Origin of the sequence: Salimicrobium salexigens (assembly GCF_900156705.1) — a bacterium.
In the GTDB taxonomy this organism is placed as follows: domain Bacteria; phylum Bacillota; class Bacilli; order Bacillales; family Halobacillaceae; genus Salimicrobium; species Salimicrobium album.
In genome coordinates, this window is the sequence record NZ_FTOK01000002.1 from 20,391 (window position 1) to 39,061 (window position 18,671).

At 46.8% G+C, this 18,671-nt stretch carries 15 protein-coding genes; 14 read left to right on the top strand and 1 reads right to left on the bottom strand.

Annotation, left to right across the window (positions count from 1 at the left end):
* Window positions 1-31: 31 nt before the first annotated feature.
* From BW931_RS02340 to BW931_RS02350, 3 genes are all read left to right on the top strand, one after another.
* Window positions 32-1,582: a polyamine aminopropyltransferase gene (locus BW931_RS02340; RefSeq protein WP_076569690.1), complete on the top strand. Its 1,551-nt coding sequence runs from the start codon at window positions 32-34 to the stop codon at window positions 1,580-1,582.
* Window positions 1,583-1,597: 15 nt separating this feature from the next.
* On the top strand, window positions 1,598-2,278 hold the full coding sequence (locus BW931_RS02345; protein WP_076569692.1) for a metal-dependent hydrolase: 681 nt from the start codon (window positions 1,598-1,600) through the stop codon (window positions 2,276-2,278).
* Between the two features lie 202 nt (window positions 2,279-2,480).
* Entirely contained in the window at window positions 2,481-3,794 is a 1,314-nt protein-coding gene (locus BW931_RS02350) for a DRTGG domain-containing protein (protein ID WP_076569694.1), read from the top strand.
* A gap of 29 nt (window positions 3,795-3,823) precedes the next feature.
* Here the strand turns inward: BW931_RS02350 and BW931_RS02355 are convergent, their stop codons facing one another.
* The gene (locus BW931_RS02355; protein ID WP_084193836.1) at window positions 3,824-4,123 is read right to left on the bottom strand and encodes a YtpI family protein; all 300 of its coding nucleotides are present in this window, start codon (window positions 4,121-4,123) and stop codon (window positions 3,824-3,826) included.
* Window positions 4,124-4,213: 90 nt separating this feature from the next.
* On the opposite strand from BW931_RS02355, the gene BW931_RS02360 reads away from it, so the two are divergent.
* The 11 genes from BW931_RS02360 (at window position 4,214) to icd (ending at window position 18,663) form a co-directional block, all read left to right on the top strand.
* Window positions 4,214-5,161: a DHH family phosphoesterase gene (locus BW931_RS02360; protein ID WP_076569696.1), complete on the top strand. Its 948-nt coding sequence runs from the start codon at window positions 4,214-4,216 to the stop codon at window positions 5,159-5,161.
* A 168-nt stretch (window positions 5,162-5,329) separates the two neighbouring features.
* Complete coding sequence (dnaE, locus tag BW931_RS02365; RefSeq protein WP_076569698.1) at window positions 5,330-8,629, top strand: DNA polymerase III subunit alpha; 3,300 nt, start codon at window positions 5,330-5,332, stop codon at window positions 8,627-8,629.
* A 150-nt stretch (window positions 8,630-8,779) separates the two neighbouring features.
* Window positions 8,780-10,018, top strand: coding sequence for an NADP-dependent malic enzyme (locus tag BW931_RS02370; protein WP_076569700.1), 1,239 nt, complete (start codon window positions 8,780-8,782; stop codon window positions 10,016-10,018).
* A 63-nt stretch (window positions 10,019-10,081) separates the two neighbouring features.
* Window positions 10,082-10,699: a FadR/GntR family transcriptional regulator gene (locus tag BW931_RS02375; protein ID WP_076569702.1), complete on the top strand. Its 618-nt coding sequence runs from the start codon at window positions 10,082-10,084 to the stop codon at window positions 10,697-10,699.
* 41 nt (window positions 10,700-10,740) lie between these two features.
* The gene (gene accD / locus BW931_RS02380; RefSeq protein WP_076569704.1) at window positions 10,741-11,613 is read left to right on the top strand and encodes an acetyl-CoA carboxylase, carboxyltransferase subunit beta; all 873 of its coding nucleotides are present in this window, start codon (window positions 10,741-10,743) and stop codon (window positions 11,611-11,613) included.
* Complete coding sequence (accA, locus tag BW931_RS02385) at window positions 11,597-12,559, top strand: acetyl-CoA carboxylase carboxyl transferase subunit alpha (RefSeq protein ID WP_076569706.1); 963 nt, start codon at window positions 11,597-11,599, stop codon at window positions 12,557-12,559. The genes accD and accA overlap by 17 nt, the downstream gene beginning before the upstream one ends.
* Before the next feature lie 195 nt (window positions 12,560-12,754).
* Entirely contained in the window at window positions 12,755-13,714 is a 960-nt protein-coding gene (gene pfkA, locus BW931_RS02390) for a 6-phosphofructokinase (RefSeq protein ID WP_076569708.1), read from the top strand.
* A 34-nt stretch (window positions 13,715-13,748) separates the two neighbouring features.
* Window positions 13,749-15,512, top strand: coding sequence for a pyruvate kinase (gene pyk, locus BW931_RS02395; RefSeq protein ID WP_076569710.1), 1,764 nt, complete (start codon window positions 13,749-13,751; stop codon window positions 15,510-15,512).
* A gap of 110 nt (window positions 15,513-15,622) precedes the next feature.
* Window positions 15,623-16,015, top strand: a complete 393-nt coding sequence (locus BW931_RS02400; RefSeq protein WP_076569712.1) for an FxsA family protein — start codon at window positions 15,623-15,625, stop codon at window positions 16,013-16,015.
* Window positions 16,016-16,199: 184 nt separating this feature from the next.
* A complete protein-coding gene (citZ, locus tag BW931_RS02405; protein WP_076569714.1) occupies window positions 16,200-17,318 on the top strand; it encodes a citrate synthase in 1,119 nt (372 codons plus the stop codon).
* Window positions 17,319-17,388: 70 nt separating this feature from the next.
* Window positions 17,389-18,663: an NADP-dependent isocitrate dehydrogenase gene (icd, locus tag BW931_RS02410; protein ID WP_076569716.1), complete on the top strand. Its 1,275-nt coding sequence runs from the start codon at window positions 17,389-17,391 to the stop codon at window positions 18,661-18,663.
* Window positions 18,664-18,671 lie beyond the last annotated feature (8 nt).

Sequence of the window (18,671 nt, forward strand, 5' to 3'; positions counted from 1 at the left end):
GGGTGCTTTTTTCTGACAGGGAGTAGTATGAATGAATGAAAAAGGATTGAAACAAAGCAAACTTATTTACTGGGCGTCCGGCATCGTTTCTATTTGCGGCCTTATTTTCGAGGTGTTATTCGGGGCGCTCGGTTCCTATATTCTCGGGGACGGGGTGAAACAGTACACGCTTACGATCAGCCTGTTCCTGACAGGAATGGGGGTGGGAGCAAGCATCAGTGAACGAGTGACGAAAGATCTCGTCGTCGCCTTTATCTGGACGGAGTTTCTCGTGGCGGTCATTGGAGGTTTTTCCAGCTTTCTTATGTTCGGTATGACCGCTTTTGCTCCGGCGGGATCCGACGCGCTTTTTCTATACACTGTAACATTTACGATCGGGGCTCTTACGGGTGTGGAGCTGCCGGTTCTTATACGTAAAGCGAATGATATCGGGGTCGAACTTAATAAAAGTACCGCCCGCGTACTCTTTTCCGACTATGCCGGAGGGCTGGTGGGGGGATTACTGTTCGCTTTCTATCTGCGCCCGGAAATGGGCATGGTGAAGACTGCGTTTTTCGTCGGGGTCATTAATCTGTCGGTCGCCGTCCTCGTATTATTTTATTTCAGGGAAGAAATTAAAAAGTTCTCTTTTCATCTGGGCAGTGCAATCTTTATCGGGATTCTTCTCATTAGCGGTCTGTTCTTCGGGGAAGAGCTGGCTTTCTCCTTTGAACAGAAACTTTACAAAGATCCGATTCTTCACATGGAAAACACCTCTTATCAGAAGATGGTTCTTACAAAAGACGACGAAGATACCCGACTTTTTCTGGACGGGGCCCTGCAGTTCAGTTCCACTGATGAATACCGGTATCATGAGACGCTCGTACATCTTCCTATGGCTTATAAAGAGAACGTCCGGGATGTACTCGTGCTGGGAGGGGGAGACGGCATTGCCGTGAACGAACTGCTGAAGTACGAAGGGTTGGAATCGATCACTCTTGTGGATCTCGACCCCGCTGTCGTCGATTTCGCCAAAGAAAACCCGCACCTGCGTGAGCTGAATGATGGTGCGCTTGACGATCCTCTGGTCGATATTCAGCATAAAGACGCCTTCAAGTATCTGAAAGCGACAGACAAACGTTTTGATACGGTGCTTATCGACCTGCCGGACCCCAACAACGAAAGTCTGAATAAGCTGTATACGAAAGAATTCTATTCACTCGTGCGGAATCATCTGAGAGCCGATGGCGTGATGATGGCTCAGGCCACAAGCCCCGTCTTCGCCCCGGAGGTGTACTGGACCATCAACGAAACGGTGGAAGCGACGGATATGAATACGTACAATTTTCACGTCGACATACCGAGTTTCGGGAACTGGGGTTTCGTAATGGCTTCAAGGAAAGAAGTGGATATCGAAAATGTTTCAATAGATGTACCGACGGAATTTCTCAATGAGGAAATTGTTCCGGCGCTTACCGTGTTTGGAAAAGACGAAGACCGGGAAATCCTAGATAGTGACGGTCAGGTTAAGAACCTGGAACCTAATACATTAATCCACCCGAATCTTATTCAGAAATATGAGCAAGCGTGGAAAGATTACTAAAGGAGGATGCTGAACATGAAAGTATTTTATCATGGACACGCAGTAGTGAAAGTGGAAACGGAGAAACACACCATTTTGATTGACCCTTACATTTCCGAAAATGGCAATACCGATCTGAAAGCGGACGAAGCAAAAGCGGACGTTATTCTCCTGACTCACGGCCACAATGACCACGTCGGTGACACGTTTGAGATTGCTAAAAGAAATGATGCCCGGATAGTTGCTCCTTTCGAACTGGCCACGTATCTCGGCAATAAAGGTCTGGACGCCCATCCTATGTACATTGGTGGGGCTCACGAGTTTGATTTCGGTACAGTGAAACTTACTCAGGCTTTTCACGGTTCTTCCTACACAGAAGATGACGGCACTATCGTATATACCGGTATGCCTACCGGCATTCTGTTGACGATTGACGGAAAAACTGTATACCACATGGGAGATACGGGTCTTTTCTCCGACATGAAGATGATCGGGGAAAGAAACGATATTGACCTGGCATTCGTTCCGATCGGTGATAACTTCACTATGGGACCTGAGGATGCGCTTACGGCAGCTGAATGGATCGGAGCTAAACAGGTAGTACCGGTTCACTACAATACTTTTGATCTGATTAATCAGGACGGAGAAGCTTTTGCTTCTAAAGTTAAACCCGGAAAAGGCAAAGCTCTCAAACCGGGAGAATATATCGAACTGTAATATCACCACACCCCGGTCGCTTTTGAAGAAAGCGGCCGGGATTTTTTTAAATCGGAACAGCGGTGATTTAATGGAAATACATAATAATTCATTTAATAAGGGAAGAGAGCGGGACTTGTTCGAAATTGAACTATAACTGTATCACTAGTATAATAACAATTATACTTGTAAACACTAGTACAGTTAGAGAGAAGGTGAGCGTTTGACTACAAAACACGAGCAGATTTTAAATCACATAGATTCTTTGAGTATAGGGAGTAAAATTTCCGTCCGCCGTATTGCCAAGGAAATGCAGGTGAGTGAAGGGACGGCTTATCGTGCAATCAAGGAAGCAGAGAATCAGAAACTCGTCAGTACGATTGAACGGGTCGGTACGATCAGAATAGAACAGAAGAAAAAAGAGAACATTGAACGCCTGACTTTTGCGGAGATTGTGAATATCGTAGACGGCCAGGTGATGGGCGGGAGAAAAGGCCTGTATAAAACGCTCAATAAGTTCGTCATAGGTGCTATGAAACTCGATGCTATGATGAGGTACACGGAAGCGGGTTCTCTGCTTATCGTAGGGAATCGTACGAACGCTCATGAATTAGCGGTTCAGGAAGGTGCGGCCGTTCTTGTGACGGGAGGATTTGACACTTCGGATGAAGTGAAGCAGCTGGCGGATGAAAAAGAACTACCGGTCATTTCCACCAGTTATGACACGTTTACGGTAGCCGCCATGATCAACAGAGCGATTTACGACCAGATGATCAAAAAAGAAATTGTTCTGGTAGAGGATATATATACTCCGCTGGAGGAGTCGAAATTTTTATCTTCGAACGACCGCATTTCCAAGTGGCATTCCCTGAACAGGGAGACGGGCCACAGCCGGTATCCGATAGTCGATATGCAGAACAGAGTAGTCGGTATCGTAACATCTAAAGATATTGTGGGAGAAGATGAAAATACTCTCGTGGAAAAGGTGATGACGAGGAACCCGATGACGGTCACAGTCAACACTTCTCTCGCGAATGCCGCCCATATGATGGTGTGGGAAGGAATTGAATTGATGCCAGTCGTCGATTCGCTGAGGGAAATTCAGGGTATCATCTCCAGACAGGACGTACTTAAAGCGCTTCAGAATATCCAGAGACAGCCGCAGGTGGGGGAAACGATCGATGACCTGATCACCAGTCAGCTGACGCACATTACGGACGAAGAGGGAACGTACACGCTGAAAACGAAAGTCACCCCGCAGATGACAAACCAGCTTGGTACGATGTCGTATGGTGTATTCACCGCTTTGATAACGGAGGCTTCCAGCCATCTTCTGACACGGCAGAAGAAAGGGGAGCTGGTTGTCGAAAACATTTCCGTCTACTTCATAAAGCCGGTGCAGCTCGAGAGTGAAGTGGAGATTCATCCCCGGGTGCTCGAAGCCGGGAGGAAACTCGCCAAGCTGGATGTAGAAGTCTATCATGAAGGCAGTCTTGTCGGAAAAGCGCTGCTGATGGCCCAGCTGATTGATAAATAAGCACAAAAAAAGCCGCTTTCAAAGCGGCTTTAAACTTTTTCGACCCGTTTATATTCATTTTTGTAGTGACGTGCTGCCCTCCAGCCGTGCATCAGCTGTAAAACGCCGAGGACGATAAATAGTATACCGATGAACAGCGACAGTCTCGTTTCATAATACAGGTACTGAGCCGCACCGAAACTTACGATGAAGATGCCGAGAAAGAATTTTGCGATACTGTTATAATACTGCTGAGTGACCGGGTGTTCCGTACGTGTAATCATTACTTTGTTATAAATGTATAGTACAATGGAGGTAATGACGAAAGCGATAAGCAGAAACATGAACATGAACATCATCCTTAGGTAATTTTTTTCTATCGCCTATTTTAGCTTGTTTCTTATTAAAATGCCAACATCTTTATCAGAAGGAGCCTTTTTATGCATAAACAGATTAAAGATAAAATAGAATCATACTCGAAGATTATCATACACCGCCACGTCCGTCCCGATCCCGATGCTCTCGGTTCACAGCTCGGCCTCAAAAAAATACTCCAGGATACATATCCGGAGAAAACGGTGCTGGCTGCCGGCGATGATGACGAAGCATTCCGTTTTCTGGGGACTATGGATAACGTGGACGACGATGATTACAGGGGCGCCCTGGTAATCATTAACGACACGGCAAACCTTGAAAGAGTCGACGATGAAAGGTATGAAAAAGGCGAGGCTCTCATTAAGATCGACCACCACCCGGTCGTGGACGAGTATGGAGATGTTCAGTGGGTGGAGACCCATTCCAGTTCCACGAGCGAAATGATTTACGTGCTTGCTGCTCAAAACGCTGGATGGAAATTCTCCAGGGAAGCCGCCCGGCTGCTGTATGCGGGCATAATCGGAGATACCGGAAGATTTCTTTTCCCGAGTACGACAGAACGGACGTTTGAAGCGGCTTCCGTACTGATTAAATACGACTTCGACCGTTCTGCTATGTACGACGAACTTTATAAGACTTCTTTGAAGCTTGCAAGGCTGAAAGGTTATATTCTGCAGAATGTTACTGTGTCGGAAGAAGGGCACGCAGCCATTCCGCTTTCAAAAGAAGTGCTGGAGCGTTTTGAAGTGGACCCTTCAGAAACCAGCCAGTTCGTGGGGATGCTCGGAGATATCGAGGGGATCCTTTCCTGGGTGTTCTTTGTGGAGGAAGAATCCGAAATAAGAGTCAGGTTCCGATCCAAAGGACCTGTCATCAATAAACTCGCCGGGGAGTACCGGGGAGGCGGACATCCGATGGCTGCCGGTGCCAGAGCGGAGAGCTGGGAAGAGACGAAAAGGATAGAAGAGCGGCTGCAATCAATCTGCCGGGAATACCGGAAAGAAAATGGGTGAATACACCCATTTTCTTTTTCGATACATAAAACCTTACAGCTGTCTCTTTTAAATAGTCCCGGGTTCTGTGTCTTCTTCCGGTAATACCCGATCAATCCGGATACGGAGTGTATATGACGACAGTGATCGAAATCGTTAGTATAATTCAGTTAGAAGGAGGTGGGAGTAATGGGGTTTACTCACATAGGTATAAAAAGCGGTTACAGTCTTATGAACAGTACCATTGATATACATGAACTCATAGACGAAGCTTACGGCCGGGGAATAAGAGCGCTCGGTCTGGTCGATGAAAAAAATATCAGTGCCTGGCTGTCGTTTTATAATGCCTGTATAGAAAAAAACATAACTCCTATCCTCGGCGTCGAACTCCCGGTGATACATAAAGAAGAGGAGTATCCGACTTTTTTGCTTGCCACCTCGGAACAGGGAGCAGGAAACGTAATAGAAATTACAAGCAGGTACCATCTGGACGGTCGAGTGGAACTGAACGGTATCGAAGAACTTGGGAACGATGTAATCGCGATATGGAAAACGGGAGACACCCCTGTAGCGCAACAGGTTACGGAAAACAGAAAAGAAGAAGTCATCCCCGTATATCGGGAGTTCGAATCCGTCTTTTCTTTAATGTTCGCAGGCGTCCGTGCTGCAGAACTGCGACAGGAACAGATGCTTCATGACCCTCTGAAGGCGTGGGCGCAGGCAGGACTGATCAGCTGTACAGCCATCAGTGACGTACATTTTCTGAAAGAAGAGGATAGAACAGCCTATGAAGTTATGCAGGCGATGGAGGCAGGCGAAGCTTTTAAAGCAGGGACTTCTTCCCCTGGAGTAACTTGTCTCGAAGATCCTTCCCGGACAGAGTCATATTTCAGTGAATGGCCCGAGGTCATCAGTAATAACGAAACAATAGTAGACAAAAGTTCTGTTTCTCTAACCCGCTCCCGTTCTCTTCTCCCTTCCTATCCCCTGGAGGGTGGGGACAGTAATGAATATTTAAGGGAATTGTGTGAGCAGGCGTTGCCGGAGAAGTACGGCGCTGATACCGGGGAAGCAAAGAAACGTCTGGAACATGAGCTTGAAGTGATAACCTCCCGTAAATTCAGCGACTACTTCCTTATTGTGTGGGACTTCGTCAAATATGCGAAGGACAAGGGGATTAAAGTCGGTCCCGGCCGTGGTTCCGCTGCCGGGTCGATCGTAGCATATCTGTTGAATATAACGACTGTGGACCCTTTGAAATACGGTCTTCTTTTTGAAAGGTTCCTCAATCCGGAACGTCAGACCATGCCCGACATCGACATTGACTTTTCCGATCACCGGCGTGATGAAGTGATTACATATGTACGGGAAAAATACGGAAAAGAAAGAGTGGCCCAAATTTGTACTTTCGGTACATTCGCAGCAAGGAGTACGATACGGGAGGTAGGAAAAGCGCTGAAAGTGGAAGAAGAGGATACTGCGTATATACTGAAGCAGTTTCCCGGAAACCGTTCGCTCAACCTGGAACAGATTGTAAAACAGTCGGAACCTCTTAAGGACTTTATAAGAAGTTCCGGTCAACTTCAGACTCTGTTCAGAATCGGCACCAGAATCGAAGGGCTGCCAAGGCACGTCTCCACTCACGCTGCCGGAGTAGTTATCAGCGACTATCCTCTCGGGAGATATACCGGAATGATGGATCATGACGGTCCGGCACTGCTTACTCAGATGGCTATGGAGGACGTGGAAGCTTCCGGTCTTCTCAAAATGGATTTTCTCGGACTCAGGAATCTTTCTTTTCTTGAAAATATGGAAAAGAACATCAGAAAATACGCCGATTCCGAATTTTCGGTCCAGAGCATTCCGGATGATGATGCAGCTACCTACAGACAGTTGGCGGAAGGAAAGACGAACGGGATTTTCCAGTTGGAGTCGAAAGGAATGAGGAAAGTACTGCAACAGTTGAAGCCTGAACGTTTTGAAGATATTGTCGCCGTCAATGCCCTGTATCGTCCCGGACCGATGGATTTCATTCCGGATTATGTGGAGCGAAAACACGGCAGGACCCCTGTCACTTATTTACACGCGGACATTGAACCGATTCTCGAGGAGACATACGGGGTGCTTTTGTACCAGGAACAAATAATGAAGGTCGCTCAGATTGTTGCCGGGTATTCTCTCGGGGAAGCGGATCTTTTCAGAAGGGCAGTGAGCAAAAAACAGGAAAGTATTCTCAAAAATGAGGAGAGCCGATTTCTGAAAGGCGCTGAACAGGCTGGTTATAAGGAAGAAGTGGCGCGGGAGCTGTTCAGATGGATTGTGAAATTCTCCAATTATGGATTCAACAAAAGCCACGCAGTAGCCTACAGCATCATTTCGTATAAACTTGCTTATATTAAAACGCATTTTCCGGAATACTTCCTTTCCGAACTGATCAACAGCGCCGTAGGAGATAAAGAGAAAATAGCGAATTACGTACGTGAAGCAAAGCAGGAAGGTATACCCGTACATCCCCCGTTCGTAAATGAGGCTTTTCCTCATACATCTGTCCGAAAAGGAAATATCATCCTCGGCTTCATGATGATAAAAGGTATCGGTTTCAAGATGGGCCGTTCCATTACGGAAGAGAGGCAGCGGGGACGCTTTACGAATTTTTTCGAGTTCACGATGAGGGGGTCTTCCTACCTGGATCGGAACTCGATGGAAAACCTCATTAAGGCCGGCTGTTTTGACCGTCTTCACTCCAACCGCGCAAGTTTACTTGCGAGTATCGATCAGGCGCTGGAACAAAGTGAACTGTTCAGGGAATTTCAGGAAGATATAGGGTTCATTACGGAATGGAGCGGAGGTCTCGTCCACAAAGACCCGCTTCCAGCCCTCACACGGCTGAATTTGGAAAAAGAGGTGCTCGGAGCTGTCCTTTCTTCCCATCCTCTGGAAGGGGCGGGCAAAAGTCTGAAAAGAAACAATATAGAATTACTCAGCGCGGCTCTGATGAAAGAAAAAGGGTTCATTACCGTAGCCGCCGTCGTAGATAACGTCAGAGAGATACGGACGAAACGGGGAGAGAAAATGGCTTTTCTTTCATTGAGTGACGATAAAGAAGAGATGGACGCAGTGGTGTTTCCCGAAACGTACCGTACCTGCAGCTCCTGGCTGGACGAGGACATGATTGTAGTAATCGGCGGGAAAATACAGGAACGGCGGGGAGAGAAACAGCTTCAGGCACAAAGTATACGTCCTGTGCAGGAGACGAGTGAAATCTTCATTAAGACAGAAAAAAAGCGGTATACGGAAATTCTCGAATTTATGAAAACCCTGGCCCGTGATCATCCGGGAGAACAGGAAATATTTTTCTATATCGAAGAAGTGAAGAAAGTCTATAAAATGCCTTCCGGCTACGGGATTGATGTGAGTGAAGAAGTACGGAAGCGTTTGGAAAAGAATATCGGAAATGAAAAATATGCTATAAGGCACAGATGGCTCTGAAATGGAGATGGATGCCTTTACACGATTTGACGATTTGTTATAATTAAGAAGTCGAAATCCGGTGGTCAGACCACTTCAAATACACCTGCTTTACCTGTAGGAAAGTAGAAAAATCCGTACCAATCCATTGAATCGAAGGAGCGTGGTCTTTTGTCAAATTTACGGGATGAAGCATTGCATATTCATAGAGTGAACCAGGGAAAACTGGAAACTACCTCGAAAGTCCCTGTCCGTAATTCCAGGGATTTAAGCTTAGCTTATTCTCCCGGGGTAGCGGAACCTTGTAAAGAAATTTACGATCACAAGGAAACAGTTTTCGATTACACAATGAAAGGGAATATGGTGGCAGTCGTCAGTGACGGTTCGGCAGTGCTCGGACTTGGCAACATCGGTGCGGAAGCCTCCCTCCCTGTTATGGAAGGGAAAGCCGCTCTTTTCAAAAGTTTTGCCGGCGTCGACGCTTTCCCCATCTGCCTGAACACAAACAACATCGATGAAATAGTTCAGACCGTTAAGCTGATGGAGCCTACGTTCGGAGGTGTGAACCTCGAGGACATAGCTGCCCCCAACTGTTTTATCATCGAAGACCGCCTGAAAAAAGAAACGGATATTCCGATTTTCCATGATGATCAGCACGGAACGGCTATCGTTACCGTGGCAGGGCTGATGAACGCCTTGAAACTTACCGGCCGCTCTTTTTCCGATATTAAAGTGGTAGCGAACGGAGCAGGGGCTGCTGGGATCGCCATCATTAAACTGCTTTACCATTTCGGAGTAAGAGATATCATCATGTGTGATTCCCGGGGTGCGATTTACGAAGGGCGCACAGAAGGAATGAACGAAGTGAAAGATGAAATAGCCAAAATCACGAATAAAGAGAAAGTTTCAGGGAAACTTGAAGACGTAATAGAAGGTGCGGACGTTTTCGTCGGAGTCTCCGTAGGAGGCAGTTTATCCAGCGAGATGGTGTCGAAAATGAAAGAGGAGTCGATTATTTTCGCCATGGCAAACCCGGAACCGGAAATTATGCCGGATGCTGCAAAAGAGGCCGGTGCCCGTGTAATCGGTACAGGCAGATCCGATTTTCCGAATCAGGTGAATAACGTCCTTGCTTTTCCTGGGATTTTCAGAGGAGCTCTTGACGTGAGGGCGACGAGGATCAATGAAAGGATGAAAATAGCTGCAGCCGAAGCTATTGCCGAACTCGTAAGTGACGGGGAACTTGGGGAAGATTATGTAATACCTGCTCCGTTCGACCCGAGAGTCGCTCCGGCTGTTGCGGCCAGTGTCGCTAAAGCTGCTATGGAATCCGGCGTTGCGAGGAAGCATGTGGACCCTGAACAGGTAAGCGAAAGAACCCGCCAGCTGACGTTAATTGATGAAGATTGAGGAGAAGGGACTGCCTTCTCCTTCGTTTTCGAACGAGCCAGTGAATTTACATAGAAAGGGGAGATGTGCACATTGTCCCCGAATGAGCCCGAAAAGACGAAAGTATATGAAGGGGTGCTCCACCGGCTGAAGGAATTCATAGAGGAAGAAGATGTCCGTCCCGGAGATAAGCTTCCTTCCGAAAGGGAACTGAGTGATCAGCTTAGTGTGGGGCGTTCCTCGATCAGGGAGGCCCTGCGTGCGCTGGAGCTGCTCGGACTTATTGAAACGAAAAGAGGGGAAGGCACGTTTCTAAAAGAATACAAGGATTATCATATGATCAATCTGCTTTCGACCTTTATACTGAACAGAAACAGGACACGGGAAGAGCTGCATATCGCCAAAAACATGGTGGAGAAAGAAATCATTTTTTTGTCGATAGGCAGATTGTCCGTTCCGGAAATCGAACAGCTCGAAGCACACCTCGTTCCATTCAACGGGGAAAGTCATAACGATTTATTCAAAGAACTGTTTATGGCACAGAATCAGGAACTGCTTCTTTCTATATGGCAGCTTCTCACTACGTATCTGGAGTCGGTTGAGAAGATCCATTATACGAAAGAATGGCACGAGGAACTTTGTGATGCACTGCGACGCGCAAACAAGGAAGATATTTTCGGATTATATGAAAACAGTATTTAATCCAGCAATTCGAATACGAAAAGAAAAAGGAGGGTGACGAAATGTTCCGAGATATGTTTGGAAAAAAGAAAAGATATAACTCCGTACCGAGTAAAAAAAGCCGGAAGAACGTACCGGAAGGTTTGATGCAGAAATGTCCGGGCTGTAAGAAGATTTTTTACAGGAAGGAACTGAACAGGAATTTATTTGTATGTCCTCACTGTGATTATCATGTAAATCTTACTGCGTATGAACGCATTGAACAGCTCTCGGACGCCGGGTCGTTCGAAGAGTGGGATGAAAATCTGGAAACCACAAATATACTGGGATTCCCCGAATACGAAGAGAAGCTGGAGAAAGACAAGGACAAAACGGACCTTAAAGAGGCGATTGTGACCGGAAAACTGACGATTGGTGACGCCCCTGCAGCTGTAGCCGTGATGGATTCACGTTTCAGGATGGGAAGTATGGGGGCTGTCGTCGGGGAGAAAATTGCAAGAGCCGTGGAAAGAGCCCGGAAAGAATCTCTCCCGTTCATCATTTTCACTGCTTCCGGAGGAGCAAGAATGCAGGAGGGAGTCGTAAGTTTAATGCAGATGGGTAAAACGGCGATAGCTCTCGAACGTCACAGCCGGGCAGGCCTGCTGTTCATTTCGGTTATGACTCATCCTACTACCGGCGGGGTGACGGCAAGTTTCGCCTCCCTCGGGGACTATAACTTCGCAGAACCCCGTGCGCTGATCGGGTTTGCGGGAAGAAGAATTATAGAACAGACGATCAGGGAGAAGCTGCCCAAAGATTTTCAGACTTCCGAATTTTTACTCGAACACGGACAGTTGGATCGGATTATACATCGTCATGAATTAAAAAGTATTCTTGGAAATGTACTGGACATGCACCGGACAGGAGGGGAATCCAATGAAACACGTGCTTGATTTTGAAAGACCGGTTATCGACCTTCGTGAGAAAATTTCAGAACTGAAAAAGCTGACGGAAGAGAAAGATATAGATCTGGCGGAGGAAATCAGCACTCTTGAAGAAAGACTTGAGAAACTGGAGCATGATGTATATACCAATCTGAAGCCGTGGGACAGGGTTCAGATGGCCCGGCACCCGGAACGACCGACGACTCTCGACTACGTTAATCATCTTTTTGACGGTTTTTTGGAAATGTATGGAGATCGTCATTTCGGTGATGACCCTGCCATCATCGGTGGAATAGCCAAATTCGAAGGTGCACCGGTTACAGTGATCGGCCATCAGCGTGGTAAACATACGAAAGAGAACATATACAGAAATTTCGGCATGCCTCATCCGGAAGGGTACAGAAAGGCCTTGAGACTGATGAAGCAGGCCGAGAAATTCGGGCGTCCTGTAATAACGTTCATAGATACGAAGGGGGCCTATCCCGGGAAAGCAGCTGAAGAAAGAGGACAAAGTGAAGCGATAGCAAGGAATTTAATGGAAATGGCCGGGCTTGATGTCCCTGTCATATGCGTCGTTATCGGTGAAGGAGGAAGCGGAGGAGCGCTCGGTATCGGAATAGGGGATAAAATTCTTATGCTTGAGAACGCTACATACTCTGTTATATCACCGGAAGGAGCGGCTTCTATTCTATGGAAAGATGCTGCTTATGCCAAACAGGCAGCAGAATCAATGAAAATCACTTCGTATGATCTGGAACAGTTGAACATCATCGATGAACTGATACCGGAAATTATGGGAGGCGCCCATAAAGAAATTGAAAATCAGGCGGAAATTCTGAAACCATACCTCCGTTCTTCGCTTGAAGAACTGTCTGCTATGGATAATGAACAACGTCTGGAGAAAAGATATGAGAAGTACAAAAATATTGGCGCGTATGCAGCAATTGAGATATAATGAAGACAGTTGAATCAGGAGAGGAAAGACCGTAGTCGCACTATTTTTGTGCGACTTTTCCCGTCTTTAGGGTGTGATAACGTTATCATTTTAAGAATCGGGGCTGTCCGATTACTTTCCTCTGGTATTTAAATTGTTTAGATCCTCCTGATGAAAGGGAAAAGACAGAGAGATAATTAAACGAGGTGAAAGGTTATGAAAAGAATAGGCATCCTTACAAGTGGAGGAGATGCTCCGGGCATGAACGCTGCCATCCGGTCGGTCGTCCGGAAGGCGATTTATCATGGTATTGAAGTATACGGAATCAACTATGGGTTCCAGGGACTGATAGACGGAGATATCCGGAAAATGGAGCTCGGTTCTGTTGGGGATATCATACAGCGCGGAGGAACGATGCTTTACTCTGCACGCTGTGAAGACTTCAAAACGGAAGAAGGTCAGCTTAAAGGTATCGAAACACTTGAGCATTATGGAATAGAAGGTCTTGTCGTCATCGGCGGGGACGGCTCTTTCAGGGGAGCAGAGAAATTGACCGAGAGGGGCTATCCCTGCATCGGGGTCCCGGGCACGATAGACAATGATATTCCGGGGACGGACTTTACCATCGGTTTTGATACGGCATTGAATACCATCTCGGAGGCTATCGATAAAATAAGGGATACGGCTACTTCCCATGAAAGAACATATATTATAGAAGTAATGGGCAGAGACGCCGGAGACCTGGCTTTATGGGCAGGCCTTGCCGATGGTGCCGAAAGCGTTCTGATTCCGGAAGCGGAAGACACTATAGAAGATGTAATCGATCGTCTGAAACGCGGGAACGAACGCGGAAAACGTCACAGCATCATCATTATAGCGGAAGGGTATGGAAGCGGTGTTGATTTCGCCAGAGAAATCGAGGAAAAAGCGAAACTGGAAACGAGGGTTACGGTACTTGGGCACACGCAGCGCGGAGGCTCTCCCTCAGCATCGGACCGTGTACTTGGAAGTCGTCTTGGAGCTGCAGCAGTCGATATCCTCAGAAAAGGATCCGCAGGCAGAATGGTAGGTATTCAGAACAATGAAATTGTAGATCATGATATAGTCGAAGTCCTGAGTCAAAAGCACCACATCGATCTGGATATGTATCGATTGTCCAAAGAACTATCGATTTAACGTTACATGGTTTCATTAAGAGGAGGAATTAGCAATGCTCAGAAAAACTAAAATTGTAAGTACTATCGGACCTGCATCCGAAAAACCCGAAATCTTAAAAGAACTTATTGATGCGGGGATGGACGTGGCCCGGCTCAACTTTTCGCATGGAGACTTCGAAGAACACGGAAGCCGGATTGAAAATATAAGAAAAGCCTCGAAGGAAGCTGGGAAAACGGTAGCTATCCTTCTGGATACAAAGGGTCCGGAAATCCGCACGGGTGATATGGCGGAGAAAGAGGTTTATCTGAAAAGAGACTCTATACTTTACGTTTCCATGACTCCGGTTGAAGGAAATGAAGAAAGGATTTCCGTGACGTATCCCGGACTCATAGACGACGTTCATAAAGGTTCCAAAATCCTGCTGGATGACGGTCTTATCGAACTGCTTGTTGAGGAAATTGATAAAGAGAACAATGAAATTAAAACGACGGTCCTGAACAACGGTCCTATCAAAAGTAAAAAAGGGGTCAACGTTCCGAACGTAAGTGTCAACCTTCCCGGCATGACCGATAAAGATGCGAAAGATATTGAGTTCGGTGTGGATCAGGGAGTCGACTTTATAGCTGCCTCTTTCGTACGCCGGGCTTCCGACGTACTGGAAATCAAGGAACTGCTGGAAAGAAAGAACGCGAGTGATGTACAGATCATTCCTAAAATCGAAAACCAGGAAGGCGTGGACAACATAGAGGCCATCCTTAAAGTGAGTGATGGTCTGATGGTAGCGCGTGGAGATCTCGGGGTGGAAATACCTGCAGAAGACGTGCCGCTTGTCCAGAAAAAACTTATCCGAAAATGTAACCAGGCCGGAAAACCTGTAATTACTGCTACTCAGATGCTCGATTCCATGCAGCATAACCCACGCCCGACGCGTGCGGAAGCATCAGACGTGGCGAACGCGATATTCGATGGAACCGATGCCATTATGCTTTCCGGAGAGACGGCTGCGGGAGATTACCCTGTAGCTTCTGTTCAGACGATGGCCAATATAGCCAAAAAGACGGAGACCGGACTCGATTACGCCTCTATTCTAAGTGAGCGATCGAAACACACGGCGATGACGATAACGGATGCAATCAGTCAATCTGTCACTCATACGGCTATCAATCTGGACGTAAATGCTATCATCACCCCGACGGAAAGTGGCCATACTGCTCGCATGGTATCCAAATACCGCTCCCAGTCGCCGATTCTTGCGGTAACTTCAAGTGAAAAAGTGAACCGCAAACTTTCTCTCGTCTGGGGCGTTCACGCGCTTATGGGAGAAAGAGCTGCTTCCACGGACGAAATGCTTGAAACGGCCATTGAGAAAGGAATCGATTCAGGTCTCGTAGAGCACGGAGACAGAGTCATCATTACAGCCGGAGTACCGGTAGGTGAAAGTGGTACGACCAATCTGATGAAAGTGCACGTAATCGGTAATGTACTCACGAACGGACAGGGCATCGGTCAGGTAAGTGCCTCGGGCCGGGCAGTGGTAGCTGAAAACGCAGAGGATGCCAATGCCCGTGTTGAAGAGGGGGATATCCTCGTCACGTTCGGTACGGACAAAGAGATGATGCCGGCTATCGAGAAAGCCAAAGGTCTCGTAACAGTCGAAGGGGGACTTACATCTCACGCGGCTGTAGTAGGGTTGAGTCTCGGTATCCCGGTGATCGTCGGTACCGATGAAGCGCTCGAGAAAATTGAAGATTACACAGACATCACCATTGACGGAGCTCAGGGGAAAATCTATAAAGGGCATACCGGAATACTTTAACAAAGACGGGGGAAACCCCGTCTTTTTATTAGGTCAGCGTAAGAGACACGTGATAAACTGAAGTCACAGAAAGACTTTATCTGCACTTCGGTACGGAAAGGAGTGATGACATGTTTAAATGGCTGTTTTTAATCATCCTCATTATACCGGCTCTGGAGATCGGTATTTTGATATGGAGTGGAAACATCATAGGACCTCTCTGGGTAATACTTCTTATAATTACCACCGGGGCAATCGGTGCCTGGCTGGCAAAAAGAGAAGGGATGGAAACGATCAGGGATTTCCAGGACTCCTTACAGAGGGGCAACCCGCCGAGGCATACTCTGCTTGACGGTGCCTGTATTCTCGTCGGTGGAGCTGTTTTACTGACGCCCGGCTTCATTACGGATACAATAGGTTTTCTGCTTCTTTTCCCTGTGACGAGACATCCGATCAAAAAAGTAGTTATGAAAGCCATTGAGAAGGGTATGAGTAATGGAACGATCACTATTCACAGAAGATGAGCCGCGTCTCTTTTTCTGTGAATTAATGGTGTTTTAAAAGAAATCAAACGGTTTCAATTCACATTCTTTTCGAAATAATTTATAATTGTGGTTGGGGAATTTCCCGATAAGTTATAATAAGTAATCTGAAACACGTTTTTTAGAAACGGAAAGTGATTTTAATTTTTAAAAGGGGGAAAGTTCTATGGCATCTACTAAAGGATTGGAAGGAATTACAGCTACGGAGTCATCAATCAGTTCAATCATTGATGATAAACTGACATATGCAGGTTACGACATCGATGATCTTGCTACAAACTCAAGTTTCGAAGAGGTAATCTATCTGCTTTGGAACCAGAAGCTTCCGAACAAAGCACAGCTGGAGGAACTGAAAAGTGCGCTAGCCAATGAAATGGAAGTGCCTGAAGGTATCATCGATCATCTGAAATCTTATGATTTGAAAACGGTTAATCCTATGGCTGCTCTCAGAACTTCCATCTCCATGCTCGGCGTTCTGGACAGTGAAGCCGAAGAAATGGATGAAGAGATGAACAAGCGTAAAGCAGTTCGTATCCAGGCTAAAATACCGACGATAGTTACTGCTTTTGGCCGCATCCGTAAGGGAGAAGAACCGGTGAAACCGAAAAAAGACCTCAGCTTTGCAGCTAACTTCCTATATATGTTGAATGGCAAAGAGCCTGAGGATCTGGAAGTGGAAGCGTTCAATAAAGCGCTTGTGTTGCACGCTGATCATGAACTGAATGCCTCTACGTTCACTGCACGTGTATGTGTAGCTACCATGAGTGACATTTACTCCGGTGTTACAGCTGCCATCAGTGCTTTGAAAGGACCGCTTCACGGTGGAGCGAACGAACGTGTCATGGCTATGCTCACTGAAATAGGGGAAGTGGATAACGCCATTCCGCATATTGAGAAGAAACTTGCAAATAAAGAGAAAATTATGGGGATGGGCCACCGCGTTTATAAAAACGGAGATCCGCGCGCGAAGCACCTGAAAGAAATGTCCCGCGAACTGACAGGCCTGACAGGACATTCGAAATTCTATGATATGTCCGAAAAAATCGAAGAGTATATTAAAGAAAATAAAGGACTGCCGGCAAACGTGGATTTCTATTCCGCTTCCGTCTATCACAGTCTTGGCATCGACCATGACCTGTTCACGCCTATTTTTGCCGTGAGTCGTACGTCCGGCTGGCTTGCCCATATTCTTGAACAGTACAACGACAACCGTCTGATCCGTCCTCGTGCCGAGTATGTAGGACCGAAAAACCAGACGTATAAGCCGGTGGAGGAGCGTTCCTGACCATCAGGCTTTTCCTTTTACTAAACATCACGTATGATAGGTAATGAATCATTTAACAGGAGGGAACATCATGTCAGAAGCAAAGAAAATCACTGTAGAAGAAAATGGAGAATTAAACGTACCTAACTACGCAGTTATTCCTTATATCGAAGGCGACGGAACCGGACCCGATATCTGGGCATCCGCGAGCCGTGTCATAGAAGCAGCTGTAGATAAAGCATATAACGGTGAGAAAGCAATCGAATGGAAAGAAGTGTATGCCGGTCAGAAATCATACGACAGAACCGAAGAATGGCTGCCGGAGGAAACTCTTAACACGATCCGTGATTACAAAATCGCTATTAAAGGCCCGTTGACGACTCCTATCGGTGGAGGTATCCGTTCTCTTAACGTGGCTCTGCGTCAGGAACTCGATTTGTTCACCTGCCTTCGTCCTGTCCGTTACGTTGAAGGTGTACCGTCCCCGGTGAAACGTCCGGAAGACACGGACATGGTTATTTTCCGCGAGAACACGGAAGATATTTATGCCGGAATCGAATGGCAGAAAGGTACTGATGAAGTCAAGAAAGTCATCGATTTCTTCCAGAACGAAATGGGTGTACATAACATCCGCTTCCCGGAAACTTCCGGAATCGGTGTAAAACCTGTCTCCGAAGAAGGGACGAAACGTCTTGTACGTGCGGCTATCGACTACGCATTCAATGAAGGCCGTCGTAACGTGACCCTCGTACACAAAGGAAACATTATGAAGTTCACCGAAGGTTCCTTCAAAGCATGGGGATACGAAGTAGCCGAAGAAGAATACGGGGACAAAGTGTTCACATGGGCCGAATACGACCGTATCGTTGAAAAAGAAGGAAAAGAAGCGGCGAACAAAGCACAGGATGAAGCAGAAAAAGCAGGTAAGATGATTGTGAAAGATGCAATTGCAGACATCTTCCTTCAGCAGATTTTGACTCGTCCGAGTGAATTCGACGTCGTCGCAACTATGAACCTGAATGGCGACTATATCTCTGACGCACTTGCAGCCCAGGTAGGCGGTATCGGTATTGCGCCGGGTGCGAACATCAACTACAACACCGGACACGCTATTTTCGAAGCTACTCATGGTACTGCTCCGAAGTATGCCGGTATGGACAAAGTTAACCCGTCTTCCCTTATCCTTTCCGGTGTACTTATGCTTGAACACCTTGGATGGAGAGAAGCTGCAGAGCTCATTTCCAAATCGATGGATAAAACGATTGGAAGTAAAGTAGTGACGTATGATTTTGCCCGTATGATGGAAGGTGCGACAGAAGTTAAAACATCTCAGTTCGGTGATGAACTGATCAAGAACATGGACTGATTGAAGGA